This is a genomic window from Streptomyces sp. IBSNAI002, assembly GCF_052244475.1.
In the GTDB taxonomy this organism is placed as follows: domain Bacteria; phylum Actinomycetota; class Actinomycetes; order Streptomycetales; family Streptomycetaceae; genus Streptomyces.
Window position 1 is genome coordinate 3,386,048 of record NZ_JBQPXG010000002.1, and the last position, 25,111, is coordinate 3,411,158.

At 67.6% G+C, this 25,111-nt stretch carries 35 protein-coding genes and 1 pseudogene; 23 read left to right on the forward strand and 13 right to left on the reverse strand.

What is annotated here, in order from left to right:
* The first annotated feature begins 381 nt into the window (after positions 1 to 381).
* The 19 genes from ACTVZO_RS16380 to ACTVZO_RS16470 all read left to right on the forward strand — a co-directional run bounded on the left by ACTVZO_RS16380 (position 382) and on the right by ACTVZO_RS16470 (position 11,192).
* A complete protein-coding gene (locus tag ACTVZO_RS16380; protein ID WP_443299090.1) occupies positions 382 to 663 on the forward strand; it encodes a hypothetical protein in 282 nt (93 codons plus the stop codon).
* Positions 660 to 1,592 carry a hypothetical protein gene (locus tag ACTVZO_RS16385; RefSeq protein ID WP_443299091.1) on the forward strand — a complete coding sequence of 311 codons (933 nt, stop codon included), beginning with the start codon at positions 660 to 662 and terminating at the stop codon, positions 1,590 to 1,592. Before ACTVZO_RS16380 ends, ACTVZO_RS16385 begins: the two co-directional genes overlap by 4 nt.
* A 45-nt stretch (positions 1,593 to 1,637) precedes the next feature.
* Positions 1,638 to 2,129, forward strand: coding sequence for a hypothetical protein (locus ACTVZO_RS16390; protein WP_443299092.1), 492 nt, complete (start codon positions 1,638 to 1,640; stop codon positions 2,127 to 2,129).
* Positions 2,130 to 2,244: 115 nt separating this feature from the next.
* Positions 2,245 to 2,682 carry a hypothetical protein gene (locus ACTVZO_RS16395; protein WP_443299093.1) on the forward strand — a complete coding sequence of 146 codons (438 nt, stop codon included), beginning with the start codon at positions 2,245 to 2,247 and terminating at the stop codon, positions 2,680 to 2,682.
* A 65-nt stretch (positions 2,683 to 2,747) separates the two neighbouring features.
* Positions 2,748 to 3,350, forward strand: coding sequence for a deaminase (locus tag ACTVZO_RS16400; protein WP_443299094.1), 603 nt, complete (start codon positions 2,748 to 2,750; stop codon positions 3,348 to 3,350).
* Positions 3,334 to 4,206, forward strand: a complete 873-nt coding sequence (locus tag ACTVZO_RS16405; RefSeq protein WP_443299095.1) for an AAA family ATPase — start codon at positions 3,334 to 3,336, stop codon at positions 4,204 to 4,206. The genes ACTVZO_RS16400 and ACTVZO_RS16405 overlap by 17 nt, the downstream gene beginning before the upstream one ends.
* A 3-nt stretch (positions 4,207 to 4,209) precedes the next feature.
* Positions 4,210 to 4,584 (forward strand): hypothetical protein, encoded by a 375-nt coding sequence (locus tag ACTVZO_RS16410; RefSeq protein ID WP_443299096.1) that lies wholly within the window; start codon positions 4,210 to 4,212, stop codon positions 4,582 to 4,584.
* Positions 4,581 to 4,733 (forward strand): hypothetical protein, encoded by a 153-nt coding sequence (locus ACTVZO_RS16415; protein ID WP_443299097.1) that lies wholly within the window; start codon positions 4,581 to 4,583, stop codon positions 4,731 to 4,733. The genes ACTVZO_RS16410 and ACTVZO_RS16415 overlap by 4 nt, the downstream gene beginning before the upstream one ends.
* A complete protein-coding gene (locus ACTVZO_RS16420) occupies positions 4,730 to 5,143 on the forward strand; it encodes a CHC2 zinc finger domain-containing protein (protein WP_443299098.1) in 414 nt (137 codons plus the stop codon). The genes ACTVZO_RS16415 and ACTVZO_RS16420 overlap by 4 nt, the downstream gene beginning before the upstream one ends.
* Positions 5,136 to 5,642, forward strand: coding sequence for a toprim domain-containing protein (locus tag ACTVZO_RS16425; protein WP_443299099.1), 507 nt, complete (start codon positions 5,136 to 5,138; stop codon positions 5,640 to 5,642). The genes ACTVZO_RS16420 and ACTVZO_RS16425 overlap by 8 nt, the downstream gene beginning before the upstream one ends.
* Positions 5,639 to 5,989 (forward strand): hypothetical protein, encoded by a 351-nt coding sequence (locus ACTVZO_RS16430; protein ID WP_443299100.1) that lies wholly within the window; start codon positions 5,639 to 5,641, stop codon positions 5,987 to 5,989. The genes ACTVZO_RS16425 and ACTVZO_RS16430 overlap by 4 nt, the downstream gene beginning before the upstream one ends.
* An 8-nt stretch (positions 5,990 to 5,997) precedes the next feature.
* Positions 5,998 to 6,153: a hypothetical protein gene (locus tag ACTVZO_RS16435; RefSeq protein WP_443299101.1), complete on the forward strand. Its 156-nt coding sequence runs from the start codon at positions 5,998 to 6,000 to the stop codon at positions 6,151 to 6,153.
* Positions 6,150 to 6,356 carry a hypothetical protein gene (locus tag ACTVZO_RS16440; RefSeq protein WP_443299102.1) on the forward strand — a complete coding sequence of 69 codons (207 nt, stop codon included), beginning with the start codon at positions 6,150 to 6,152 and terminating at the stop codon, positions 6,354 to 6,356. Before ACTVZO_RS16435 ends, ACTVZO_RS16440 begins: the two co-directional genes overlap by 4 nt.
* A gap of 3 nt (positions 6,357 to 6,359) precedes the next feature.
* Positions 6,360 to 7,553 (forward strand): hypothetical protein, encoded by a 1,194-nt coding sequence (locus ACTVZO_RS16445; RefSeq protein WP_443299103.1) that lies wholly within the window; start codon positions 6,360 to 6,362, stop codon positions 7,551 to 7,553.
* Complete coding sequence (locus ACTVZO_RS16450) at positions 7,550 to 7,873, forward strand: hypothetical protein (protein ID WP_443299104.1); 324 nt, start codon at positions 7,550 to 7,552, stop codon at positions 7,871 to 7,873. The genes ACTVZO_RS16445 and ACTVZO_RS16450 overlap by 4 nt, the downstream gene beginning before the upstream one ends.
* Positions 7,870 to 8,253 (forward strand): hypothetical protein, encoded by a 384-nt coding sequence (locus ACTVZO_RS16455; RefSeq protein ID WP_443299105.1) that lies wholly within the window; start codon positions 7,870 to 7,872, stop codon positions 8,251 to 8,253. The genes ACTVZO_RS16450 and ACTVZO_RS16455 overlap by 4 nt, the downstream gene beginning before the upstream one ends.
* On the forward strand, positions 8,250 to 8,648 hold the full coding sequence (locus tag ACTVZO_RS16460; RefSeq protein WP_443299106.1) for a hypothetical protein: 399 nt from the start codon (positions 8,250 to 8,252) through the stop codon (positions 8,646 to 8,648). Before ACTVZO_RS16455 ends, ACTVZO_RS16460 begins: the two co-directional genes overlap by 4 nt.
* A complete protein-coding gene (nrdJ, locus tag ACTVZO_RS16465; RefSeq protein WP_443299107.1) occupies positions 8,645 to 10,843 on the forward strand; it encodes a ribonucleoside-triphosphate reductase, adenosylcobalamin-dependent in 2,199 nt (732 codons plus the stop codon). Before ACTVZO_RS16460 ends, nrdJ begins: the two co-directional genes overlap by 4 nt.
* A 76-nt stretch (positions 10,844 to 10,919) precedes the next feature.
* Entirely contained in the window at positions 10,920 to 11,192 is a 273-nt protein-coding gene (locus ACTVZO_RS16470) for a hypothetical protein (RefSeq protein WP_443299108.1), read from the forward strand.
* Here ACTVZO_RS16470 and ACTVZO_RS16475 read toward each other — a convergent pair.
* From ACTVZO_RS16475 to ACTVZO_RS16490, 4 genes are read right to left on the reverse strand one after another with little or no spacing between them, the layout of a single operon-like run.
* Positions 11,176 to 11,355 carry a DUF397 domain-containing protein gene (locus tag ACTVZO_RS16475; RefSeq protein WP_443299109.1) on the reverse strand — a complete coding sequence of 60 codons (180 nt, stop codon included), beginning with the start codon at positions 11,353 to 11,355 and terminating at the stop codon, positions 11,176 to 11,178. The two genes, ACTVZO_RS16470 and ACTVZO_RS16475, sit on opposite strands and share 17 nt — an antisense overlap.
* Before the next feature lie 4 nt (positions 11,356 to 11,359).
* Entirely contained in the window at positions 11,360 to 12,223 is an 864-nt protein-coding gene (locus ACTVZO_RS16480; RefSeq protein ID WP_443299110.1) for a helix-turn-helix domain-containing protein, read from the reverse strand.
* A 7-nt stretch (positions 12,224 to 12,230) separates the two neighbouring features.
* Positions 12,231 to 12,752, reverse strand: a complete 522-nt coding sequence (locus ACTVZO_RS16485; RefSeq protein WP_443299111.1) for a DUF6879 family protein — start codon at positions 12,750 to 12,752, stop codon at positions 12,231 to 12,233.
* Entirely contained in the window at positions 12,712 to 13,131 is a 420-nt protein-coding gene (locus ACTVZO_RS16490; RefSeq protein WP_269288409.1) for a hypothetical protein, read from the reverse strand. Before ACTVZO_RS16490 ends, ACTVZO_RS16485 begins: the two co-directional genes overlap by 41 nt.
* 208 nt (positions 13,132 to 13,339) lie before the next feature.
* Here ACTVZO_RS16490 and ACTVZO_RS16495 point away from each other — a divergent pair, with 208 nt between their 5' ends.
* From ACTVZO_RS16495 to ACTVZO_RS16505, 3 genes are all read left to right on the forward strand, one after another.
* On the forward strand, positions 13,340 to 13,702 hold the full coding sequence (locus ACTVZO_RS16495; protein WP_434590021.1) for a hypothetical protein: 363 nt from the start codon (positions 13,340 to 13,342) through the stop codon (positions 13,700 to 13,702).
* A gap of 342 nt (positions 13,703 to 14,044) precedes the next feature.
* Positions 14,045 to 14,221: a hypothetical protein gene (locus ACTVZO_RS16500; RefSeq protein ID WP_215147610.1), complete on the forward strand. Its 177-nt coding sequence runs from the start codon at positions 14,045 to 14,047 to the stop codon at positions 14,219 to 14,221.
* Positions 14,222 to 14,330: 109 nt separating this feature from the next.
* Positions 14,331 to 15,191: an aKG-HExxH-type peptide beta-hydroxylase gene (locus ACTVZO_RS16505; RefSeq protein ID WP_434600391.1), complete on the forward strand. Its 861-nt coding sequence runs from the start codon at positions 14,331 to 14,333 to the stop codon at positions 15,189 to 15,191.
* Positions 15,192 to 15,195: 4 nt separating this feature from the next.
* On the opposite strand, the gene ACTVZO_RS16510 is transcribed toward ACTVZO_RS16505, so the two are convergent.
* Positions 15,196 to 15,882, reverse strand: a complete 687-nt coding sequence (locus ACTVZO_RS16510; RefSeq protein ID WP_443299112.1) for a pentapeptide repeat-containing protein — start codon at positions 15,880 to 15,882, stop codon at positions 15,196 to 15,198.
* Between the two features lie 107 nt (positions 15,883 to 15,989).
* Positions 15,990 to 17,105: a hypothetical protein gene (locus tag ACTVZO_RS16515; RefSeq protein ID WP_443299113.1), complete on the reverse strand. Its 1,116-nt coding sequence runs from the start codon at positions 17,103 to 17,105 to the stop codon at positions 15,990 to 15,992.
* A 259-nt stretch (positions 17,106 to 17,364) separates the two neighbouring features.
* On the opposite strand from ACTVZO_RS16515, the gene ACTVZO_RS16520 reads away from it, so the two are divergent.
* Positions 17,365 to 18,144 carry an HAD-IIA family hydrolase gene (locus ACTVZO_RS16520; RefSeq protein WP_215147618.1) on the forward strand — a complete coding sequence of 260 codons (780 nt, stop codon included), beginning with the start codon at positions 17,365 to 17,367 and terminating at the stop codon, positions 18,142 to 18,144.
* A gap of 127 nt (positions 18,145 to 18,271) precedes the next feature.
* Here ACTVZO_RS16520 and ACTVZO_RS16525 read toward each other — a convergent pair.
* The 7 genes and pseudogenes from ACTVZO_RS16525 to ACTVZO_RS16555 all read right to left on the reverse strand — a co-directional run.
* Positions 18,272 to 18,649: pseudogene (locus ACTVZO_RS16525) on the reverse strand (TIGR01457 family HAD-type hydrolase); the annotation flags it as partial.
* Between the two features lie 121 nt (positions 18,650 to 18,770).
* Positions 18,771 to 20,300, reverse strand: a complete 1,530-nt coding sequence (locus ACTVZO_RS16530; protein ID WP_443299114.1) for an alkaline phosphatase family protein — start codon at positions 20,298 to 20,300, stop codon at positions 18,771 to 18,773.
* A gap of 191 nt (positions 20,301 to 20,491) precedes the next feature.
* Complete coding sequence (locus ACTVZO_RS16535) at positions 20,492 to 21,571, reverse strand: 2-aminoethylphosphonate ABC transporter substrate-binding protein (RefSeq protein ID WP_443299115.1); 1,080 nt, start codon at positions 21,569 to 21,571, stop codon at positions 20,492 to 20,494.
* Between the two features lie 81 nt (positions 21,572 to 21,652).
* Positions 21,653 to 22,450: an ABC transporter permease gene (locus ACTVZO_RS16540; protein ID WP_443299116.1), complete on the reverse strand. Its 798-nt coding sequence runs from the start codon at positions 22,448 to 22,450 to the stop codon at positions 21,653 to 21,655.
* Positions 22,437 to 23,375: a 2-aminoethylphosphonate ABC transporter permease subunit gene (locus tag ACTVZO_RS16545; protein ID WP_443299117.1), complete on the reverse strand. Its 939-nt coding sequence runs from the start codon at positions 23,373 to 23,375 to the stop codon at positions 22,437 to 22,439. The genes ACTVZO_RS16540 and ACTVZO_RS16545 overlap by 14 nt, the downstream gene beginning before the upstream one ends.
* Entirely contained in the window at positions 23,368 to 24,417 is a 1,050-nt protein-coding gene (locus tag ACTVZO_RS16550) for an ABC transporter ATP-binding protein (protein ID WP_443299118.1), read from the reverse strand. The genes ACTVZO_RS16545 and ACTVZO_RS16550 overlap by 8 nt, the downstream gene beginning before the upstream one ends.
* Complete coding sequence (locus tag ACTVZO_RS16555) at positions 24,414 to 25,109, reverse strand: phosphonatase-like hydrolase (protein WP_443299119.1); 696 nt, start codon at positions 25,107 to 25,109, stop codon at positions 24,414 to 24,416. Before ACTVZO_RS16555 ends, ACTVZO_RS16550 begins: the two co-directional genes overlap by 4 nt.
* Positions 25,110 to 25,111: the final 2 nt, after the last annotated feature.

The following is a 25,111-nucleotide window of genomic DNA, read 5'->3' on the forward strand; positions in this document are numbered from 1 at the left end:
GTCGCATCTTGGCGGGGGGTTTCTCGTTCTCAAGTCGTATGCGCCCCTGACCTGCGCATGAGTAGTGTGTGTTCACCTGGCGTTCACCTGATGCGCACAAACGGAGCCTGCCCTTCCGTCCTGCGCACGAGCCGCCTGCCAGCGGTTGACACGGTGCCGGAACGCCACGTAGAAACAAGCCACCGAGTTCAATGTTTACACCTGGGGGGGTCGAGCTGTGCCGCTGCATCCAAGCGAGCCTGTCTCGGATCAAGGGCCGACGCAGTACGGCACGAAGTGCTTATTCGTGAGGGACAAGGAAGACGTGCCTCACGAAGCAGGACTCCCCGACCTGTACGCCCTGGCCGTCACTAGGACGGCCTTCATGCAAGGACCGATAGCGTGCTCAGCGGTATCAAGACGAACCTTCCGACTGGCACCGAGCTGGTCGGAGATCCCGCAGCCTGGGACTGCGCGCTGATCGTTCACCCGCAAACCCCTGCCTCACAGATGGCCCAGGTTTACACCGCACTCCGCGATGCGGGCCTGGAGCCCATGGACCAAGACGAGCACGAACCAGAGCTGCTCGACGACGGCAGAGTCCGCATCTGGCTGGTGCCCACCGAAGGAGACCCCTTCAACGAGGACCAGTCCCCCGCCCTCAACCTGGAGATCGCCGCTTGAGAATCGTCGACCTCACACCGACACCAACAGTCCCCCGCGACGGCTGGGACCGCCCGCTCGTCATCCCCAAGCAGGGCGGCAAGCCCGTCCCTCTCACCCGCACGACTACGTACATCGACTGCATCGAGGACAAGACCGCCCTGTCCGGCTGGAAGTCGAGGATGACCCTGGTCGGGGCCGCGAAGCGCCCGTCCTTGCTGGACGTGGTCAAGCAGCTCGACCCCGAGGACGCCGCCGACAAGCGCAGGCTGAACGCCCTCGCCGAGCAGGCCATGGACATCTCCGGAGCCAACGAGAAGCGGGAGAAGGGGACGCACCTGCACACGCTGTCGGAGTACGCCGACCGCGGTGAGCCCCTGCCCGCCAGCACCGCCGTGCGCGACCAGCTCGACATGGCCGCCTACATGGGCGCCACCGTCGAGTTCGACGTGAAGGCCGTGGAGAAGTTCGTCGTCGTGCCCGAGCTGGGCACCGGCGGCACGCCCGACCGCATTCTCGAATACGCCGGACCGGGCCCGGACGGCGAGCCCATCGAAGGCCGGTTCATCGGCGACCTGAAAACGGGCAGCGTCCAGTACGGCGGCCTCAAGATGGCAACGCAGCTCGCCGTCTACTCGCGCGGCGAGCTGTACGACTACAGCCGCTTCCCCGTGGACCCGGCAGACAAGAAAGCGTTTGCCGCGTGGAAGAAGAGGGAGGTGCCGGCGGACGAAGCCGCGCAGGCATACAACGCCCTGCCAGGCGTGTCGCAGAAGTGGGGCATCATCATCAACCTGCCCGCGGGTTCGGCCGAGTGCACCCTGTACTGGGTGGACCTCGAAATCGGCTGGGCTGCGGCCAAGCTCGCCCGCGAGATCCGCGCCATGCGCAGCACGAAGGGCGCGATGCGCCCCTGGGTGACTGGCCTCACAGATTCAAAGGTCGCCTAATCGCCGGCACGAGTGTTAAGTTTGACCCAGAACCGAGGGAGTGAAGTGAAGGCAGATCAGGCAGAACTCGTGACGTCCTTCCCGGACGGATCGATCGGCATCACCATCAAATATGGCAAAAGCTACGAGGACACCTGGGCCGTCTTCCGTGGCTCCGTGAGGCAGGTTCGCGAGCTGCTCTGCGACTACTTCGGGTTCGAGTGTAAAGATGTAACAAGCCTCTCGCTCAGCGACCTCGTTGTCAACGCGACGAGCCTCGCCCACGGCAAGGGGAACATCGCCTCGATGCTCGATGCCCGGATCATCCCGGACGACACCACGACCGCGGCGCCGGCAGACGACCCCTGGGCGACGGCCACAGCCGCTCCACCTCAGCCCCAGACCGACAGCGGCCCCGCCTGGATTCTCGGCGAGATCGAGAAGCAGACCAGCGTGGCCGACCTGCAAAAGCTGTGGGCGGCGAACCAGTCCCAGTTCGCCGACCCCTCCGTGATGACCGCCTACAAGGCCCGGGGCAGGGCCCTGAAGACCGGGTGAGTCCGATGCCCGTCATCTCGCTCTGCCTCGTCCTGACGCTGTCCGCGCTCGGCGCGGTCGTCACCCCCCGGCTCTCCGAGCCCACCCCCTATTACCGAACCGAAGGAGACACCGAGTGCCCCTGAACCTCGTCGAGATCGCGACCGCTGGCGGCGGCTGGCTCAAGCCGAATGACGTGAAGGACGCCCCCGCCCTGCTGATCGAGGTCAACTCCTACGAGGCCCAGCGCCCCACCCCGAACGGCCCGAAGGACAGTGCGCTTTGCACGGTCACGGTCTTCAAGGACCGCGCCGCCCTGGACGCCCTCAGCCCCGAGGTCAACCAGGGGATGCGCATCGAGCAGACCCTCCTCGCCCGCGACCTCGCTCCGCTCGTGGGCAGCGCAACCATCGTGACCCTCGCCCAGATCCCGCCCAAGCGGCCGGGGGCGTACCCGGCCTGGGTCTGGCGCCCCGTCGCCGACGCCAGCGTGCGGAAGGCAGTCGTCAACTACGCCGAGCAGCGCGAGGCCGCCGTCGAGGCCGCCGTCGCCGAGGCCCCGTCCTTCGACTGATCCACGCGACGAGCTGGGGGCCGGTCGCACGGCTGGCCCCCAGCTCTCGCGGGTCTGGAGGACCCGTGCAGCAGAGCAAGACCCGTCGCCCTCCGGGGCGCCCCACAGTCGTCAGCGTGGGCATCCTCGCCGAGGCGAAAGCATTGCGCGCCGAGGGGTGGAGCTACACCGACATCGCCGAAGCAGTCGGAGTGTCACGCGCGACCATCCATCGCCATCTCTCGTCATCCGGCAAGAGTCCGGAGCAGTCACCAACGCCAGGACGCCCGTCCTGGGACTGCTGGGCGATGGGCATCGCTCAGGCCGTGGCCACTCGTGCGGACTGCACGCGGGCCCAGGTCGGGGCCGTTGTCCTCTACGCCAACAAGCGCGACATGTCGCCGGGCTACAACGGTTTGCCGGCGGGCGTGCCTGGCTGCGCGACGGCAGGCAACTGCCCTCGTGGACGCCTGTCCGTCGAGGACTGTGCGCGCGACTCGGACTACGCGAACTGTGCCGCGAGCCATGCGGAGAGGAACGCGATCGAGCGCGCTGAACCGAAGGAGCTTCCCGGCTCCACGTTGTACGTCACCCGCAAGCCGTGCCCGGCCTGCCTGACCTTGATCGAGGCGGTTGGAATCCGCCGCGTCGTTTACAGAGAGGAGATACCGAGTGCTGACCCCCGCTAGGTCGCTGGCCTTGAACGCCGAGTCCGGCAAGGAGCTGCCCCGCGTCGAGGCGTTCGACGCCCTGTACGCCATGGGATGCCGCCCGCGTCACGGCGAGGTGGTGATGATCGCGGGCAGGTCGGGCACGCAGAAGTCCGGCTTCGCGCTGTACTGGACGGCACAGATGGGGTTGCCGACCCTGTACTTCTCCGCCGACATGTCGGCCTTCACCGCGAGCAGCCGCCTGGCGTCGATGATGACGGGCGACACGACCGAGATGGTGGAAGCAGGTATGGGTGCCGGCGGCCGTCACCGAGCCGAGTATCTCAACTCTCTGTCGGGCCTGCCGTTCACCTTCTCGTTCGGCTCGCCGATCACGTGGCAGGCGATCGACGAAGAGCTCGAAGCCTGGGTCGAGCTGTGGGACAACTACCCGGCCGTCTTCGTCTTCGACAACCTCATGGATTTCGAAGGCGCCGAGAGCGACTACACCGAACAGATGGCCACCATGAGCGGCTTGACCGAGCTGGCCCGCGCGACCGGCGCGACCGTGATCGTCCTGCATCACGCGAGCGACAAGAGCTGGGAGGCGAAGTCTGACCCGTGGGCCCCGCCGTCCCGTGATCAAATCAAGGGCGGACTGTCCGAGAAGCCTGAGTTGTCCCTATCTGTGGCGCTCGACCCGAACAGCCACGAGTACCGGGTCGCGGTGGTCAAACAAAGGATGGGCCCCTGCGACCCGACCGCTCGGCGGTACGCGTCGATGCGCTGCCACCCCGAGGTCACGCGCTTCTCGAAGCTCGACCGCCTCCCCCCGGTCGCCGCACCGGCACAGCCCTGGTCCCCGACTGCCATCCTCCAGAAGCAGGGAGTGTAAAGATTGACCACGATCGCTGAACGGAACCGCACCAACCGGCGCAAGGGTGCCGCTTGGGAGACCGAACTCCTCGCGGGCCTGCGGTCGGTGGGCGAGGACGCCGAGCGGCTGCGGCTGACCGGCGCCGAGGACGAGGGAGACCTCGTCATCCGTGAGGACGGCGGCCTGTTCACCGTCATCGAGACGAAGAACGCCCGCTTCGAGCCGGGCCCCTTCCTCGACGAAGCCGAGCGGGAGCGGCTCAACTTCGCCAAGCACCGTGGCATCGAACCGGCCCGGGTGGACTCGGTCGTTGTCGTCAAGCGCAGGGGCAAGGGCTGGCGCAAGGCGTTCGTGCTGACCTCGGTCGAGGCGTACTTCGGACTGGACACCGCGTGATCACGGCGACGTTCGAGGAGCAGGCCGAACGCGACCGGCTCATCGCCGAGTTGGGCCGCTTCGACCTGAGCACGGCCGCCGGTCAGGGCCTTGACGAACTCGGATACGACGACGACAAGGGCTGGTTCGTCGGCAGGCGGGTGCCGTGAGGTTCAGCCGGATCGACAGCGACGACCAGGACCACGAGAAGCCGACACTCGAATCGGTACTCGACCACTACGGCATCGACTTCAACGACCAGCGCGCCACGGGCATGGCCCCCTGCCCATTCCACGACGACCAGACCCCGTCCTTCTCCTGGAACACCGACCGGCAGCTCTGGAAGTGCCACTCGTGCGGCAAGGGCGGCGACTCATTCACTTTGATCATGGAAAAGGAAGGCACAGACTTTGTCGGAGCGCGAGCCCTTGCGGCCTCTCTCTCCCTCGCAACGCGAGATGCTGGAGGAAGCGACCGCGACCTATCAGGCAGCGCTTACGGCGGACGCCGCAAGATATCTCCTCGGCCGGGGAATCGGCCGCGAGGAGGCGGCTACGTACCGGCTTGGCGTCGTGGGTGACCACCCGTTCCCGGGCCACGAGAAGTACCGGGGGATGCTCTCCATCCCCTACCTCGACCGCAGCGACGCCCCGCTGACCATCCGGTTCCGCTGCCTGCAAGAGCACGACCACCGCACCTTCGGCCACGGCAAGTACAACACCATCAAGGACGACCCGCCCCGCATGTACGGCGTCGGCTCCGTCCACAAAGCCGACAGCGTGATCGAGGTGACCGAGGGCGAACTCGACCGGATCGTCCTGGAGAAGCTCGGCCTCCATGCGGTCGCCATCCCCGGCGCCTCCATCTGGCAGGGACGCCACCGCCGGATGCTCGCGGGCTTCAACCGGGTTCGCGTCTGGGGTGATCCCGACGATGCCGGCGCCGAGTTCACCGCCCGCATCTGCCGGGCCCTGCGATCCGCGAAGGGAATGCGGCTGCGAGCTGGGGACGTGACCGAGACCTACGTCGAAGAGGGCGCGGAAGCCCTACTCAGCCTGATCAAGGAGGACGAACAGTGACCCAGACCGCCATGAAGAAGCCCACCGGCCGCAAGCCCGACCCGCTCACCGCCATCCTGGCCGAGGTCCGCGCAGCGGCCCGCGCGACGCCGGACCTGCCCAGCCACCTAGTCGGGGGCAAGTACCCGGAGCGGGGAACCGACGCCTACCGAAGGCGTGGCGAAGAGTGGGCCATCATCAACGCCGACCGAGGCGAGGTCGGGGTGCTGGGCATGGATGGCCTGGCGATCGAAGTTGCCTTCGCGGCCTTCGGTGGGCGCACTCCAGAAGAGATCCGCGGTGGCCTTGTCCGCCTGGCCTCGCTCGCGGTCGCCGCCGTCGAGCAGATTGACCGGGAAGGCGAGTGACGGCCGTGATGAGTGCCGAGCATTACCGCCAGGCCGCCGCAGAGCTGGACGCGTGGGAACCGAAGGACCCGTGGGGAGCCGACTTCTACACCGGGCTCGGTGTGGGCGAAGCCGTCAAGATCCTGCACGCACGGGCCGACGAACTCGAAGGGGGCGAGGAGTGAGCGAGGCCCTGCCGGGCAACCCCGGCCCGACCCTCACCCGGCTGTACGAGGAGCTGGAGCCCGACGTGCGCGAGACCGTCCTCGTCCGGCTGCTCGATAGCTCCTCGGCCGAGCGCCTTGCCCTGGTCCTGCGCCGACACGGGCACGCCGTGAGCGCGTCCACCATCCGCACGTACCGGCGATCCCTTCGCGATGGAGTATAAAGTTTGAACCAGACTGAGTTGCTGAACGACCTTCTCGCCACCCCGGCCGCACCAGCCATCCCGGCGCGGCAGGCCGATCCCGACAAGGACTTCACCCGTCAGATCGAGGTCACTGGCGACGCGGCCGAGGTGACCGTTCGCGGGCCCGAGGGCATCGACCCGGAGTCCACGGCCGCTGATGTGCTCCGCTCGCACCAGCTCGACCCCGCCGAGTGGGAGGTCACCGGCTTCCGGTCGAGTGAGTGGACCATGGCTAACGGTGACCCGGGCGTCTCCGCCCGCTTCTCCTTCGGCCGTCGCAAGGTGCCGGCGGTGACCGAGCGACCGAACATCGACGAGCTTCTCGCCCTGTTCGAACAGGCTCCTGGCTACGTCCAGGAGGACGAGGAGGGCGAGTTCACGTTCATCGTCGCCTTGGGCGACATGCAGTTCGGCAAGATCGACGGCGACGGGTACGCGGGCACTCTGACGCGGGCGATGCACTGCATCGATCGGGCGGTCGACCTCCTCGCGGAGTACCAGAGCCGCTTCGACATCGAGCACGTCCATCTCGCGTGGCTCGGTGATCACATTGAAGGTTTCGTCTCGCAGGGCGGCGCGAACATCTGGCGCACTCAGCTCACTCTTACGGAACAGATCCGCCTCACCCGCCGGCTGATGGCGCACGCGATCATCCGGTTCGCGCCGATGGCCAGTCGGCTGACCGTCGTCGCCGTACCCGGGAACCACGGCGATGCCGTCCGCCCCAACGGGCGCGGTGTCACGCGCTACGACGACTCCCACGACACTGACGCCCTGGTCTCGGTGAGCGAAGCCCTGGCCCTGGCGGGCGAGGAGTTCGCCCACGTCGAGGTGTACGTGCCGGAGACGGACGAACTGACTGTCGTCGTCGAGTGCTCGGGGACGGTCGTTGCCCATGCTCACGGCCATCAGTGGAAGCCGGGCCGCCACTTCGAGTGGTGGAAGGGGCAGGCGTTCGACAAGACGAGCGCGATGCACACCGCCGACTTGCTCTTGAGCGGTCACCTGCATCACGAGTTCGTCGACACGGACGGCCCGAGGACGTTCATCCAGGTGCCGGCGATGGAGTCCGAATCGACCTGGTGGCGGCATCTGAAGGGAACGCGCGGGGCGCCGGGCCTGATGGTCATGGTCACGAAGGACGGGGCCGTGCCGGTCAAGGAAGTGATCCGGTGACGGCCCCGGCCGACTGGCGAATCCTCGACCTGCCCGCCGTGGTGGCCCTCGCGGGTCGTGCCGCCCGCCGTATCGCGGACGGGTACGAGGACACGCTGACGCTGGAGTACGAGGACGCCCGGCAGGAGGCGCTGATCATCCTGGCGACGAAGCCGGACATGGTGAACGAGTGCCTGGCCGATCCCTCGCTCGGCCTCGGCGTGCTCTATCACCGCCTGGTCCTGGACCTGATGGACCGCGTGAAGACCCAGGCCAAGTATCGCTGTCGCCACATCTCCTACGAGGCTGCCTGCGAGGCAGCGGAGAGAGGTCGCCTGTGAGCGGATACGACCGGCGCCTCGTCGAGCACCTGCTTCCGGCCGTCTGGGACGTGGAAGCGGCGTACGGCATCCGCAACCCGCAGGCCCCCGATGCGGACATGCCGAGGGGGACCGTCGACAAGAAGGCCGCGGGGACCTTGTTCGCTCACCTCGCCGACATCCGGCGGGGATGGGTGACGGCCCCGCTCTCCCTGGTCGAGCGCCGGGCGGTCTTCATGCGCTTCGGCCTCGACTGGGACGACAGGCGCATCGCGGCCCGCGAGGCGGTCACCGATCGCGCCGTCCGGTACCGCCTTGAACGGGCGGTCGGCAAGCTCGCCGCCCATCTCAACGGCACTGAGTACGTGGACAGTTACGACGACCTGGAGTGTGCAGCGTGAGTGAGAACCCGCCCGAGGGACCGGCGGCCGTCGAGCCTCCGCCCGGCATGGGCCCCAACGACTACGAGTTCTGGGATGTCCGGACCCGCACCTACTACGAACGGCAGGAAGACGGCACGGTTGTCTCCCGCCCGTACAACGAGGACGAGAACCGCCAGGCGGACGAGGCGCAGAACCGGACCGCGCTGGAGATCACGGTCACCGGCCTGTCTCGCCTGCTGTCGGAAGACATCTTCACGAACCAGGGCTACCTCGCAGGCGCCGGCACCGAGGCGCAGGTGAAGGACCAGGTCGACAGGCTCACGGCCCAGTCAACCTCGCAGGCGGAAATGCTTTCCGCCCTCGCCCGGCTCGTGCTGTCCCGGCTCGACAGCCTCGGCATCGCCATCCCGTGATCAGCACCCCCACTTCAAAGGAGACCCCCATCACCATCAGCACCACCCCCGTCGTCCCCTTCGGCCCCACCGGCCAGACCGTCTATGAGCGGACCTACAGCCGCACGAAGCCGGACGGCTCCCGGGAGACCTGGCCCGAGACCGTAAGCCGCGTCGCCGCCGGTAACCTCGCCCTCGTCTACGGTCCCGCCGAGGACTGGAGCGACGAAGTGCGGGCCGAGCATGACGAGCTGGTCACGGCCATGAACCGCTTCGCGATCCTGCCCGCAGGCCGCCACCTCTGGGCCAGCGGAGTGAAGGGCCGCCAGTACCTCTTCAACTGCCACGTCTCGGGCTGGGGCGACAAGCTCAGCCGGCACTTCGAGTTCAGCTTCATGAGGCTCATGGAGGGAGGCGGCGTCGGCGCCAACTACTCGACCCGCTTCCTGAAGCCGTACGGCGCCCCGCGCCGGGCCCTCACTGTGCACATCGTGTGCGACCCCGCCCACCCCGACTATGAGGACCTGAAGACTGCCGGCGTCCTCTCCGCGGATTACGACTCCGACTGGGCCGGGGCCTTCGAGGTCGAGGACTCCCGCGAGGGCTGGGCCTCCGCGATGACGGACCTGATCGACACCTTCATGACCGACGACGACGTGAAGCACGCCGACCGCGTGTACGACGTGAGCCGCGTTCGCGGGAAGGGCGCCCGCCTGAAGACGTTCGGCGGCGTCGCCAGCGGCCCGGCCCCGTTCGGCCGCATGATGCAGGAGATCGCCCGCGTCCTCAGCCAGGCTGCGCGCTGCCAGTCCTGCGGAGACACGGGAGCGGTCGAGGACTACCGGGGTTGCGACTGCTGCGAATCCTCGTTCCCCTGCATGGACTGCCCTGAGTTCCTGACCCCCGTCGAGGCGATGGAGATAGACCACGCCATCGCCGAATGCGTGGTCTCCGGCGGCAACCGCCGTTCTGCCCGGATGGCCATCTGCCGCTGGAACGACCCCTACATCGACGAGTTCCTGTCGTGCAAGGACGACCCGGCGAAGCACTGGACGACGAACATCAGCGTCGAGATCGACCAGGACTTCATCGACTACCTGTCGAACGGGAAGCACGACGACTTCGGACCCGGCGGGGCCGAGTGGGCCTACACGGTGCACCGCAAGGTCGTCGAGGGGATGCTGAAGAACGGCGAGCCCGGCTACTGGAACTCGACCGCCTCGAACGTAGGCGAGCCCGGCGAGGTCGTCGCCACCAACCCGTGCGGCGAGATTGCGCTCATGCCCTGGGAGAACTGCAACCTCGGACACGTCAACCTCGACGCCTTCGTACTCGACGGCCACGAGGCGTACGACGAGGACGGCCTGATGCGAGCGCACGAGCTGATGGCCCGCTTCCTCGTCCGGGCGACGTACGGAGACGTGAACGACGCGGAACAGGCGGAGCGCCTGGCCGCCCAGCGCCGGATCGGCGTCGGCCACCTGGGCGTGCAGGGCTTCCTCGCCAAGCAGGGAATCCGTTACTCGAGCGCGCCGGCACACACCCGCTTCCGCCTCCTACTCGGACGGCTGAAGCGCACCGTCCGCCAAGCCGCCCGCGACTACGCCTTCGAGCTGCGGATACCCGAGCCGGTCAAGGTGACCACCGTGGCGCCGACTGGCACCGTGGCCAAGCTCCCCGGAGTGACGGAGGGCATCCACCCCGTCTACGCCCGGACCTTCCTGCGACGCGTCCGCTTCTCCGTGGCCGACCCCGCGCAGGCCGCGAGGGTGGAGGGGTTCAGGGCGGAGGGCTACAAGGTCGAGCCCTGTGTGTACGACTCCTCCGGGAACACCATGGTCGTCACCTTCCCCACGCTGGACAAGCTCGTCGCGGAGGTCGAGGCGCGGGGCTACCCGGCCTCCCTGGTGGAGTCGGCCGACGAGCTGACCCTCGACGCCATGCTCGCCTTCCAGGCCATGTATCAGGCGGAGTACGCGGACAACGCCGTGTCGTTCACCGCGAACGTGCCCGAGGGGCTGGACCTCGACGAGACAGCAGACGTGATCGAGGAGTGGCTGCCCCACCTGAAGGGCACCACGATCATGGTCGACGGCACCCGGCCGCAGGCGCCGTATGAGCGGATCACCCGCGAGGACTTCGACGCCTACCAGTCCTACAGGATCGAGGATTCGACCGACGAAGACTGCTCCTCGGGGGCATGTCCAATCCGCTAACTCGGTTGCTTGCCAGTCAAGTTGGACCCTTCTAACAGAAGGGTCCTTCTGGCATTCCGGAGGTTAAGCTGGAGCCATGATCAAGATGACGTGGGCGCTCGTCGCGGAGCACGCAGACCAGTGGACCGGGATCGACCTGGCCGAGGCGGCTTCGGTCCTGAATCAGAGGATCACGGCCTCTGTCGCAGCGAGCGGCATGGACGAGAAGGCGCAGGCGCACTTCCGCGAGTCCTTCCTCGGTCCCGTACAGGAGAGCCTCTCCAAGGACGGCTCGACGGCTATCGAATCCGGCCACTGCTGGACCACTGCGGCCGGTCCGCTGCTCGTTGTCCTCAGTCCGGCTGCCTGACGAAGCTAACGAATACTGCCCATGCCGCCCGGTCGACGCCGACGATCGCCCGGTCGCGCCACTTCGTGTCTCTGACCACCACTTTGGCAGGGTCGTTGTCGGCTACCTCTACGCAGCTATCGGACCTGGTGTAAGTGCTGGTGCGCCAGTTCGGCTCGATCATGGTCTTACCCTCCTTGGGTGGTCGGCATCCGGTCGAAGTGCTGGAACGCGGCCCAGATGAGATCTCGGACCTCGCCTCCGTATACCGCGGACTGCTTGAGCAACGCGAAGGTCTTGGTGTGAGTCTCGATCTCTCCGGGCTGGGTCACGGTCAGCTCTGCCGAGTACGTCTCTACGAGCACGAGCTTGTCGTCGAACATTGAGAATGCGTTGCCCGGCCAAATTTGCAGAGGCGCCGAGCGCGGAATGATCCCGACGCTTACGCGAGCCAGCCGGATCATCGTCAGCAGTCGGTCGAGCTGGCCCTTCATCACCTCCGGTCCGCCGAAGTTGGAGTAGAGAGCCTGCTCTCCGAGGATCACGTTGAACTTGCGGTCTCCTCGGTAGAGATACTGCTGCCGTTCGAGCCGCTTGGCCGTTGCAGCCTCGGCATCGTCAGGGATCTCGTAGAGGCTGACCACCTGCCGGAAGACGGCTTCCGCGTACTCGGGGGTCTGGAAGGTTCCCCATACGACGGTGGGCTGCCAGATACGAAAGAGCTTCGTCTTCTTGTAGACCTGGAGACCGGACTTCTGCCGGCCTTCCGCTCCCTCCTTAAGTAGGCGGCGCCACTCCATCCACATTTCGTCGATGTGACGGACGGTGGCGATCAGATCTGGGATGTGCCCTTGCTGATTGGTCGCCTCGCACCAGGCCCTGATGTCGTCATCGCTGACGTTCTGCTTGCCGTTCTCGATGCGGGAGACCTTTGACTCCTGCCAGGCGAGGACGCGAGCGAGTGCCCGGCCGCTTGCGAATCCGGCGTCCTTCCGGAATCCACGCAGCCGAGCACCCAGCACCTCGCGCGTTTCTTGTGCTTGTGTGCTCACTGATGGGTCAGGGCTTGTACTCGCGGTGAGGGATGGCCAGGGACCAGAGCAGGTCCCTGACGCGAACGCACTCAGCCACGACCGAGGGATCTTCGATCACCTCTGAGCCCAGAAAGCGGCCTTCGTCGTCGAAGTGCCCCACGGCCACACTTCGATCGTCGAACAGCCACCAATCGTTGTGCTCCACGGGGAAGGCCATCTTCTCGGGGAGCTGATTGCGAGGGAGCCAGCGAACTTCCTCGCCCGCTTCCTCGTTGACGTGGGCGGTTTCGTACTCCCACTGGATGTACGGGCTGTGCGGCTGCGTTACGACGCGAACTCTTCGCATGGTCTTCCCAGAGCCAGTGACCCGGGTGACGAGGTCCGTCCACGGCTCCATGAACGAGTTGTCCACTTCGCCACGCTTCCAGCGCTCGAACGGCCCGCCTTCACCGGGCACCGAATAGTCGTCCCTCAGCTCCAGGTGAAAGGCGTCATGCGTGAGGCGGTCAAAGAGCTGGTTGCGCTGGGCGCTGGTGATCAGCTCCACGTGGTCCCTCCAGTAGGGCGGTGATCGCGGCCTTGGGGACCTCGACCACGGTCTCGTAGTCAGGAATCTCCATCACTGCCAGGGCCTCGGGATCGGTGACCTCACGACCTTGCACTACATACGTGCCCTCAGGCGTGAGGACCATGAGGGGATCCTCCAGGCGCCTGAACTCCCCAGCAGGGAGCCCATCCTTCTCCAAGTGCTCGAACAGCTCGGTCGGTACCTCGACGGCCGTCTCGCCTTCCGGAATGGTGAGCTGTATCAGCAGGTCTTGCGCGAAGATCCTCCATCCCTGGACGAGGTACGTGTCACGGTCGGTGGCGTAGAGGGTTGGGCACTCGCCGCCCTGGGAGTTCTTACCAAGGAACCGTAGCTTCATGAGCTGACCCCTGTCGTCGGCCTTGCGTGAGTTTGCGCGACACCTCGATGTTCGGGCTGCCGTTCGACGCGGGTCAACCCGGTTCGCGCAAACTGGCGCAATTTTCTTGAGGGTTGACCGGCCGCCGCTCTACGTTCGCTCCGAACCGAGCAGCCAAGGAATCCGCACCTCATGCGGTACCGAGGGGAGATGCGTGGTGGTGTCCACCGTGACCGAAGAACCCGAGACCCCGGATATCGACGGCAGGCCGATCGACATCGAGGTGGTCTCCGACAGCACCGACACGGCCCTGTTGATGCGGCAGGGAACCTCCACTCGCGTGGAGATCGACGCCGCCACGACCCGCATCATCGGCCACCTCAACATCCTGTTGGCCGAGGAACTCGGTGCCGATACTGACCCCGTCGTTCAGGAGCAGTTCAGCAAGGCGTACAACCTGCTGGAACTCACGCAGCGCCCCACGGCCGCAACGCCGGCATTCGGTGCCTTCAGCTACCTCCGCGAGGTTGCCACCGTGACTCGGCGCCTGCTGTGGATCTACGCCCAGGGCATCGGGGCCGATGTCGCGTGAGCCCGAAGGCCCAGCAGGTGGCTTACGTCCTAACCGTGCTGGCAGTGGGCGCCGCTCTGGTAATGGCGATCCTCGCCGAGCCGAAGCCCGTCGCCCGCCACTCGGTTGGCGTCAGTGGGTCTTTCAGGCCCTGATGATCGCCACCTCGCTGCTCTGGGGCTGGGCCTTCTGGGCCGTCAACCGATGATCTTCCGCCCCCGAGTGCCCACCGCACGGCTCCCCCGCAAGTGCACATCCTCGGGGGCGGAGGCAGAACCCCACCGCGACCGGCAGTCCTCGTCGGACCGATCGAGGTGGGTTGGCAAGTGCAGGCACGACTCAACTCCAACAAGTAGGAGCATCATGAGCCCGATCCAGGCCAACCCGGCCGAGACCCAGGCCATGCCCCGCACCGCCCTGGTCAGCCTCGTGGCGGCCGTCGCGGAGGACCCGAAGGCGCTGGCCTCCAGCGTGAAGGCGTCCGTCCAGCGGTCCCAGGAGGACGCCAACAGCTGCATGATGGGCGGCTGGGTCTCCTAACCCCCCGCGATGCGCTGACGCGCTGACCCCCTTCAGTGCGCCCGGAGCGGTCTTCCGTTCCGGGCGCACGCCCCCTGGTCACTTCCAAAGGAGGCCCATCGTGCACTTCATGAACATCGGCCACACCTACGAGAACACCGCTCGCCTGATCCACGCCGTGACGGACGCGTACCCCGACGCCGAAGGGCTCGACGCGGCGTACCGCGCAGCCATCTCGGACCCGAGCTTCCGCCCCATGCCGGTGGACGGTGAGGGCATCTCGATCACGTACGAGGACGGGCCCTGGGCGAAGTACTGCACCGCCAACGGCATCTTCGAACACATCTTCAAGGGCGCCGGCCCCACGGATGGACCGACACGTGAGGACTGGGACAACCAGGTCACCGCGGCCTTGGATCTCATCCAGGAGATCAGCCCCGACCTTCGCCGCATTGTCGACCTACTGATCACCGACCTCGTGATCCTCAACTCCGGCGTCGACGGGGGCGGCTCGGCCTCTCACGTCCCCGGACTCGTCGTCATGAGCCCCGGCCCGGAGTGGGACCTGCTCGACTACGCCATGTGCCTCGTGCACGAGGGCATGCACCTGAACCTCTTCGTGGGGGACAAGGTGTACGGCACCTTCAACCTCCCGTCCAGCGAACTCGAATCGGACGAGTACCGCGCCCTGTCGGCCGTGAAGATCGGCCAGCGCCGTCCGCTCGACAAGGCGTTCCACGCCGCCGTGGTGACGGTCCCCCTGATGTTCATGCAGAACCATCAGGGCGTGACCATGCTGGTCGACCTCTACACCGAGTCGCTCCGGGACGCCTGCCAAGACCTGAAGAAGCAGCGCCGGCACTTCAACGAGTACGGACAGATGCTTCTCGACGAGCTGTGCGAGTTCGGCGAGCGCATCGACTTCGACCTCGTAGCCCGCGCGATCTCCAGTCCGGAGTACGCGGGCTACCGGCCCAGCATCGCCGCCTGACGGGCTACGGCTCGAAGACGATCCCCGCCTCCCGCGCAAGGCTCAGGGCCAGCTCCATCGACCCTGGGCCTTGAACGGTTGCCCCCTTCAAACTCGCTGCGCCGCCAACGTCAATGAGGGTGCTGTTCTCGAAACGAACAGCGCCCATCTGCACATTGGCGAATTGCGTTCCGGTCATGTCGCAATTCTCGAACCGCACATTGTGCATGTGGGCCGACTGAAAGTCCGCGCCGACCATCTTGCAGTCGCTGAATACGACGCTGAACAGCTTCATGTGCCGGAACATCGCAGGAGCAATCACGCATCCCTCAATTCGCACGTCCCGGAACGTCCCCGACTTCCATGACGAGCCCGTGATCCGGCTGCCGCTTACGGTGCAGCGGACCAAGGACACGTCCTGCGCGGTCACCTCGGCGAAGTCGCAAGTTGTGAACTGCGAGTCGCTGAACTGGCTTCTGGTCAGGCGAGTTCCCGTGAAGCGGGAGTTCTCGAAGACGCTCCCCTCAGCCTCAAGAGCCTCCACCTCCAAGCCGATGAAGCACGTACCGTCGTAGCGCACCCCCTTGATGATCGCGTCATCCTCAAGGTTATCCCTGGGCATCTCTGCCGACCGAAGCGAGAGTGCCAGTTTCGGAGCCGTGGGATTCTTAATCCGTACGATCCTGCTGCCTTGCCGAGCGACCTGAGCCATCCTGGGCGAATCCATTCTCGGGTTCTGGTGGAGTGGCTACGAGTCTAGGGCCAATTCATCTCGGACGATGCATGGTTGAGCTACACGAACGGATGACCACTGCGGAATTATTCGCGCGCTTCCGTGACCGCATCTACGACCTGCTCGATTGCCAAGCTGGATACCGCATCGGCGTTGGGGCAGCGTTCTGGGCGCTGTTCGGCCAAGACCTCGCCAGTCTCCGTGTCCGTGACGACGGTGCTCACGACCGGCTGCACCGCGGCTTCTGCGCTGAGGGGTGCCTCGATCGTGGTCGTGACCGTGAGGTCCGCCATCATCGGCGCCTCGATCTTGAGCGACATGCGGCTGGCGCTCTGTACGGGCCCGCTCACTACGGCCTCGCCGGGAGACGCAGCGCGGAGCCACTCAGTGAAGACGTCTGCCGCGTCGACCACCTTCTCCAGCGCGGGCGGGAGGACGGTCTTCAGCCCAGCCCCTTCGTCTTCTTCATACAGACTCTTGCCGGTGGTCGGGTAGTACCCCTCGCCTACGGGAGAGGCGCTGCCTGACGGGCTTTGGGTGCCCTTGCCAGCCTTCTTCTCCTTCTTGGCGGCCTTCTCGTCCTTGACCTTCCCGCTCTTCGCCTTCTCCGTGCCGGCGGGCTCGTCCTCCGCATTCTCCGGGCCCGACGCCGCCCCCTCGGGCTTCACGCCCTGGGCGGCCCCGCCGCTCGACGCCGCGACGCTGCCAGATTCGGCACGCCCCGCCTTCGCATAGACCGGGCCATCCGGAACAACGACCTTCTCGGTGTGGACATGCGCCGTGCCGTCTGGGTGGACGTGGATTACGGCTCCGTCGCCATAGGCGAGCGCGTACGCATCCGCAGCCGACAGTCCGCGTCGCTGCGCCTCACGGATCACCGCCTTGCGCTGCTCCTCCGTTAGCGGGACGCCTGCGATGCCGCCTCCGCCGTCGAGGTACGTCGGGTAGTAACCCGCCTCCGGGGCGGCCTTGAAGGCGTCGTTGACCTCCGTGCCGTGCGGCTTCTCCTTGGGCTTCGGAGCGGGCTCCCGATCTTGCAGGCTGATCCTCATGGTGAGGCACGTGAACGTGACGCCCGCGAGGACACACCACGTTGCAATTGCGATCTTCCGATCGGACCTACCCCGGACGGGTATGGCAAGGAGCTTCCCAATGGGATGAGTGCTGATCTCATCCTTCGACGCCTCGTCGCGTCGGTTCATGGGCGGACCCCCCTTTAACGGAATCTTTACTTCCGGAAATCCAATCATGTGTTTGAAGATCGATTTATGCCCTAATCGTTTAGGATGCACCTAAATCTGTGAAGTGGGCCACACGCCCGTGACCTACTACCGAGTATCCGTGTCCGCTTATCGGACGCACCTACCAATCGTCAAGGGTCGATGGTCCCTAGGTTCGATGCCTGTGCGGCGTGAAATGATCGCCTGACGAGATACCCCTTTACGGCAGGAGTCCGGACGCATGGCAGAGCGCAAGCCGATCGAATCCTGGCTCACCGACATGGACGGCGTGCTCATGCACGAGGGCGTGCCCATCCCCGGCGCAGACGCCTTCCTGAAGAAGCTCCGCGAGTCCGGTAAGCCCTTCCTGGTTCTGACCAATAACTCGATCTACACCGCGCGGGACCTCCACGCCCGACTGACGCGCATCGGCCTGGAAGTGCCGGTCGAGAACATCTGGACATCCGCCCTCGCGACGGCGCGATTCCTGGACAACCAGGCCCCCGGCGGAACCGCGTACGTCATCGGCGAGGCCGGGTTGACCACAGCCCTGCACGACATCGGTTACATCCTCACTGACCACGAGCCCGACTTCGTGATCTTGGGCGAAACGCGAACCTACTCCTTCGAGGCGATGACGAAGGCCGTCCGCCTGATCAACAACGGGGCTCGGTTCATCGCCACGAACCCTGACGAGACCGGCCCGTCCGCCGAGGGTGCGCTTCCGGCCACGGGTGCGGTGGCCGCGCTCATCACGAAGGCGACCGGCAAGAAGCCGTACTTCGTTGGCAAGCCCAACCCGCTGATGATGCGGACCGGCCTGAACGCGATCGGCGCGCACTCAGAGACGAGCGCGATGATCGGCGACCGGATGGACACGGACGTTCTCGCCGGACTGGAAGCCGGCATGGAGACCTTCCTCGTTCTCACGGGGCTGACGGGGCGGAAGGACATCGACCGCTACCCGTACCGACCTACCACTGTCGTCGACTCGATCGCGGATCTCGTCGACCGCATCTGATCTTCCCGGTAGATACAGAGAAGGCCCTCCCGGTACCTTGGGAGGGCCTTCCGTGTTCGTGACTCGCTGGTCGTCTAGGTCTCACGGAGGGCGACAACCCGCAGGTCAGGGCGAAGTGTGTTTTGGTGGTCCGGGTCTCGCCCAGGACCACGTAGTCGGGCTCGTGGTCGGTCAGGATGTAGCCGATGTCGTGCAGGGCGGTGGTCAGGCCGGCCTCGCCGATCACGTACGCCGTGCCGCCCGGGCGCTGGTCGTCGAGGAACTTCGCGGTGGCCAGCGCGGAGGTCCAGATGTTCTCGACGGGGACGTCGAGGCCCATGCGGCTGAGGCGGGCCTGGAGGTCCCTCGGGGTGTAGATGGAGTTGTTGGTCAGCACCAGGAAGGGCTTGCCGGACTCACGCAGCCGCTTGATGAAGGCATCCGCGCCGGGGATCGGGGTGCCCTCGTGGATCAGGACCCCGTCCATGTCGGTGAGCCAGGATTCGATCGGCTTGCGCTCTGCCACTGGACTGTTCTCCGCTCTCGGTGGCGTCTGACCTCTGTGACCCATGTGGTCTCTACCACCCTATCGGGGCCGGGTCGGGGACGTACGGCGCGTCCACGGCCCGGACCCCGGGGGCCTGGGGTCAGCCCAGGCGGACGTTGTCGACGGTCCAGTACCAGTTGTTGTCGCCGGTGTAGCGGAACCGGATCTGCACGTCCGTCGCGCCGGCCGGGACCTGGAGGTTCAGGGACTCGGACCTGGCCACCGCGTCGGCGGTGTAGCTCTTGACGACGGTGGGCGCGGCGCCGTCGTACGCGACCAGGACCTGGGCGGTCTGGCCGGCCTCGTGGCGGTAGTGCGTCTGGAAGGTCAGGTTCTTCGTGGTGCCGCCGGTGACGGCCCACTTCGGGGTGATCAGGGTGGAGTCGAAGCTTCCGGTGTGGCTCTTGTCGTCCCACTCGTCGGAATCGGCGACGGCGAAGACGTCACGGGAGCGGACGTTCAGCTCGCGCCACTGGTCGCGCTGGGCCTGGCTCCAGAACTCGTCGGTCGCGAAGGCCCAGCCGGCCCACTCGCCGACACCGCCCGTGCCCATCCGGGAGTTGTCGACGGACCAGCCGGCGGGCGGGGTGCGGGTGAAACCCTTCACGCCGGCCGGGATGCCCGTCTCGTCCACGCGGGCCTGGAGGGCGGGGCGCAGGGTGTCGAAGGGGTCGCTGTCGGGGGCGTTCAGCGGTACGCCGTCCAGCGGGGCGGTGGAGACGCCGACCTGGGCGAGCGCGGTCGCGGCGACGTCGACCAGCTTGACGTCGTCGCGTACCGAACCGGCCGCGATGCCCGCGCCCTTGGCGATGACGAAGGTGCCGCGCTCCTGGATGGTGGAGCCGCCGTGGCCCCCGGAGTTGGTGTGGCCGTGGTCGGTGGTGACCAAGACCTTCCAGTTCTCCTGGGCGTAGGTCGGGCGGTTCTGTACGGCGGTCAGCACCTGGCCGATCAGCGCGTCCACGCGGGCGACGGCGTCGAGGTACTGCTGGCTGGCGGCGCCGTAGGAGTGGCCGGCGACGTCGATCTCACCGAGGTAGACGAAGGCGGCGTCCGGGTTCTGGTCGCGCAGTTCGGCGGCGGCCGCGGCGGCGATCTTGGGGTCCTCGTTGCGGTAGCCGTCGCGGTCGCCCTTGAGGGAGAGCCGCTTGTCGACCTTGGCGGAGAAGATCGGGCCGCCCGCGTCGGTGGAGGTGATCGGCTCCCAGTCGGCGGCCGCGTACGTGTTGAGCGCCGGGTTGGCGTTCTCGATGCGGGTCAGGAAGTCGGGGTGGGCGGTGTAGTTCTTGCCGGCGAAGGAGTTGTCCTTCACGCCGTGCTTGTCGGGCCATACGCCGGTGGCGATGGTGGACCAGCCGGGGCCGGAGGAGGTGGCGGCCATCGGGTTCGCGTACAGGGTGCTGCGGGCGGTCAGGCCCTGGGCCATCAGGCCCTTCAGGTGCGGGGCGTTGGCGGCCTTGACGCGGTCGAGGACCGCGCCGTCGATGCCGATGACGAGCACCTTGTCGGTGTTGGCGGCAGCGGCGGCGTCCGCGGCGCCGGCCGGGGTGGTCAGGGCGGACGCGGCGATCAGGGCGGCGGCGGAAGCGGTCACGGCGATGACGCGCCGTCCGGGCAGGGCAGTGGACACGTACTCCTCCTGGGAGCAGGTGAGCGGCGAAGAGTGCGGGGACAGTGCGCACGGCGCCCCCGGAGGGAAGCACCCCCGGTGGTGGCCGGGGGAGGGTCCGGGGGCCCGGGGTCCGGACCGAAGGGCATTTCGGTCCAGACCCGTTATGCAAGCGTCATTTTTCCGGACCAGGGTGGCCGGTAGGTGACCGGTCAGCTGCCGGTTGCCGACTTCCACGCGTCCACGTAGGCGGTGAGGTTCGCGTCGATGTCGGCCCAGTTCGGCTCGAAGACCTCGACACCCGTCATGAGCTTGGTGAGCTCGACGGCGTTGGCGTCGGTCGGCTTGACGTCGGTGCGCGCCGGGAAGCCGCCGCCGACACCGCTGACCAGCTGCTGCGCCTCCTCGCTGAGCAGGTGGTCGAGGAGCTTCTTGCCGTTCTCGGTGTGCGGGGCCTTGTCGACGAGGCCGGCCGCGTACGGCAGGGCGAAGGTGGTGGGCTTGCCGCCGTCCTTCGCGGGGAACCAGATGCCGATGTTCGGCATGGACTTGGACTGCGCGAAGTTCATCTGGACGTCGCCGTTGGCGACGAGCAGTTCGCCCTTGTCGGTCTTCGGGGCCAGCTTGCTGGTCGAGGAGGACGGGCCGACGTTGTTGGCCTGGAGCTTCTTCAGGTACTCCATCGCCGGCTCCTTGCCGCCGAAGTCGTGCATCGACTTGATCAGGACGGCGGTGCCGTCGCCCGCGACACCGGGTGTGGAGTACTGCAGCTTGCCCTTGAACCTGGGGTCCAGGAGCTCCTCCCAGGTCCTGGGGGCCTCGGCGAGCTCCTTCTTGTTGTAGATGAACCCGAAGTAGTTGTTGACGACCGAGGTCCACTTGCCGTCGGCGGCCTTGTTGGCGCCGTTGACCTTCTCGGAGCCCTGCGGCGCGTAGGCCTGGAGGAGGCCCTTGCCGTCGGCCTGCTGGATGAAGGGCGGCAGGGTGATCAGTACGTCGGCCTGGGTGTTGGTCTTCTCGCGCACGGCGCGCTGCACCATCTCGCCCGAGCCGCCCTCGACGTATTTGACCTCGATGCCGGTCTTCTTGGTGAAATCGGCGAAGACCTTGTCGTACCAGCCGTCGCCCTTCTCGCTCTTGAGGCCGTCGGCGCTGTAGACGGTGACGACCTTCTCCTCGCCGGCCTTGCCGGAGCCGGCAGTGGCGGAGCCGCCGCAGGCGGTGAGGGAGACGGCGAGGGCCAGACTGCCGGCGAGGGCGGCGGCGGTGCGGAGCAGGAGCTTGCTGGGCATGGAACTTCCTTACGGGGAAAGGGAGTCGGCAGGGACTCAGCAGGGGTACGGCGGGGGGTGGGGCAGCGGGGGGTGTGGGGGTCAGCGGTAGGAGGCCTTGGTGCGGACGCGGGAGACCGCCAGCAGGACGAGCAGGGTGGTGGCCATCAGCACGACGGCGACGGCGGACCCGCTGAAGAGCGAACCCCGGTCGGTGGCCGTGAAGATCCGGACCGGAAGGGGCATCCAGTCCGGCGGGTAGAGCATCATCGTGGCGCTCAGCTCGCCCATGGACAGGGCGAAGCAGAGCCCGGCGGCCGCGGTGAGGGACGGCAGCAGGAGCGGGATCCTGACCCGCCACAGCACGTAGCCGGGGCGCGCGCCGAGGGAGGCCGCGGCCTGCTCGTACGCGGGGTCGAGCCGTACGATCGCCGCCGAGACCGACTGGTAGGCGAACGCCGTGACAAGGATCGTGTGCGCCAGGATGACGATCGAGCCGGTGCCGTTGAGGAGCAGCGGCGGCCGGCTGAAGGCGACGAGCACGGCGAGGCCGACGACCACGGACGGCACGGCGACGGGCAGCATGAACAGCGCGTCGAGGGAACGCTTCCCGCGCTTGCCGAGGGCCGAGCCGGCCAGCGCCGCCCAGGTGCCGACGGTGAGCGCGAGCAGGCTCGCGGCGACCGCGGTGACCAGGCTGGTGGTCAGGGCCTGGAGGGACTCGCCCCGCACGGCGGAGGTGTAGTTCGCGGTGGTCGGGCCGGAGGGGAACGCGCCGGACCAGTGGGTGGCGAAGGAGGCCGCGACCACCACGAGCAGGGGCAGGGCGAACAAGGGAAGGAAGAGGAGGCCGAAGAGGCTCCAGACCGCCCAGCGGCCCGTCTTGCTATGCACCAGCACGCTTGCTCACCACCCGGTAGAGACCGAACAGGCCGACGGAGATCACGATGTTGACGACGGCGACCACGCAGGCGGCGGCGTAGTCGGACTCGAGGATCGCCTTGCCGTAGATGAGCATCGGGAGGGTCGTGACGTCCTTGGCTCCGGTGAACAGGACGATCCCGAACTCGTTGAGGCACATGACGAGGACGAGGCTGCCGCCCGCGGCGAGGGCCGGGAGCGCCTCGGGCAGGATCACCTGCCGGATGATCCGCGCGGGCCGGGCGCCGAGGCCGGCGGCGACCTCCAGCTGGGCGGTGTCCAGCTGGGAGAAGGCGGCCAGCAGGGGGCGCACCACGAAGGGCGTGAAGTACGTGATCTCCGCGAGCAGGACGCCCCACGGCGTGGTCAGGAAGTGGAACGGCCCCTCGGCGGCGCCGGTGAAGTCGGTCCAGACGCCGTTGGCCATGCCGACGGTGCCGTAGATGAAGAGCAGGGCGAGGGTGATGAGGAAGGAGGGGAAGGAGAGGAAGACGTCGATGAACTTCGCGACCGCCCGGGCGCCCGGGAACGGTACGAAGGCGATGACGAGCGCGAGCGCGAAACCGAGGACGAGACATCCGGCGGTGGCCCCGACGGCCAGCCAGACGGTGGTCCCGAGCGCTTCGCGGAAGCTCTGCGAGGCGAAGACCTGCGCATAGGCGTCGAAGGCGCCGCCGCCGTCCTCGGGGCTGAGCGACTGCTGGACGACCAGCGCGAGCGGGTACAGGAACACCAGCGCGAGCACGGCCACGGGCGGCAGCGCCCACACGCTCCGCGGCACCCGCAGCCCCCTGCGCCCCGCCGGGGGACCTTGCGGCCCCGCCGTCGTACGGGGCGCGGGGCCCGGGGCCGAGCCGCGGTCCTGAGCCGGGACGGGCGCGGCGTACCGCGTGGCATCAGACATCCGACACCCCGGCGGCCAGCAGCACCGCATCCCGCGGCTCGAAGTGCAGCGTGACCCGGTCCCCCAGCGCGGGCGTCTCCCGCAGCTCGGGCAGGTCCGCCTTCACCCGGTGGCCCTCGACGTCGACGTACAGCCGGTGCGTCGAGCCGCGCCACTGGACCTCGGCGATGCGGCCGCTCAGCGCGTTCGGGCCGTCCCCCAGGCCGAGCAGGTGCGGCCGGACGCACAGGGTCGCGGTGGACCCCGGCACGGCGCGGCCGCGGTCGAGGGCCAGCGGGCGGCCCTCGAAGAGCGCACCGCCCTCCGCCACGGTCACCGGCAGCAGGTTCGCGTTGCCGACGAAGGACGCGGTGAACTCGGTGCGCGGAGTCCGGTACAGCTGCTGCGGGGTCCCGCAGTCCTGGAGCCGGGCCTTGTCCATGACGGCGATCCGGTCGGCCAGGGTGAGCGCCTCGACCTGGTCGTGGGTGACGTACAGGATGGACACGTCGGGCAGTTCGCGGTGCAGGCGGGCCAGTTCGGCGAGCATCCCGGAGCGCAGCTGCGCGTCGAGCGCGGACAGCGGCTCGTCGAGCAGGAGCACCCCCGGGCGGATGGCGAGGGCGCGGGCGATGGCCACGCGCTGCTGCTGGCCGCCCGACAGCTCGCGCGGGTAGCGCTTGGCGTAGGCCGCCATGCCGGTCATCTCCAGGGCCTCGGCGACCCGGCCGGGTATCTCGGCCCTGGACGCCTTCTGGGCCTTCAGGCCGAAGGCGACGTTCGCCTCCACCCTCATGTGCGGGAACAGCGCGTACTGCTGGACGACCATGCCGATGCCGCGCTTGTGCGGCGGAAGCGCGGTGACGTCCCGGCCGCCGATCAGCACCCGGCCCGCCGCGGGCCGTACGAAGCCGGCGACCGCCCGCAGCGCCGTGGTCTTGCCCGAGCCGGAGGGGCCGAGCAGCGCCATCACCTCGCCGGGCTCGACGCTCAGGTCGAGGGAGTCCAGGACGGTGTTGCCGCCGTAGGCGACGCTGACCCCCTCGAAGCGGATGCCGCTCACGCCGGGTCCGCCAGCAGCCGCGGCAGTTCGGCGACGGAGCCGAGGACGTGGGTGGCGCCGTGCGCGGTCAGGGCCGCGCGGTCGTGGGCGCCGGTGAGGACGCCCGCCACGATCCCGGCTCCGGAGCGGCGGCCGCTGAGCATGTCGTAGGCGGTGTCGCCCGCGACGACCGTGTCCCGTACGTCGTCCACGGCGCCCGTGCGCAGGAACGCGGCCAGCACCATGTCCGGGTACGGGCGCCCGCGGCCGCCCGCGTCGGCGGGGCACAGGGTGAGGTCGGCCAGGTCCTGCCAGCCCAGGGCGTCGAGGATGGCGTCCTGGGTGACGCGGGCGAAGCCGGTGGTCAGGACGACGGTGCGGCCGTCGGCGCGGAGCTTCTCGATGCTCTCGCGGGCTCCGGCGACCGGGGCGATCAGGCCGCCGTCGACGAGTTCCCCGTACGCCTCCTCGAAAGCGGAGTTGGCGCGCCGGGCGAGGTCCTCCGTACCGAAGAGGTGGCGGAAGACGGAGATCTTCGACTCGCCCATGGTGTCGCGTACGTACCGGAGCTTCTCGGCGTGGTCGGCGCTGCCCGGCTCGACGCCGAGGCGCTCCGCGGCCCGCTCGAAGGCGCGCTCGACGAGGCCGCCGTCGGCGACGGTCGTACCGGCCATGTCCAGGACGATCAGGTTCTGCGTGCGGTTCTCGGTCATCA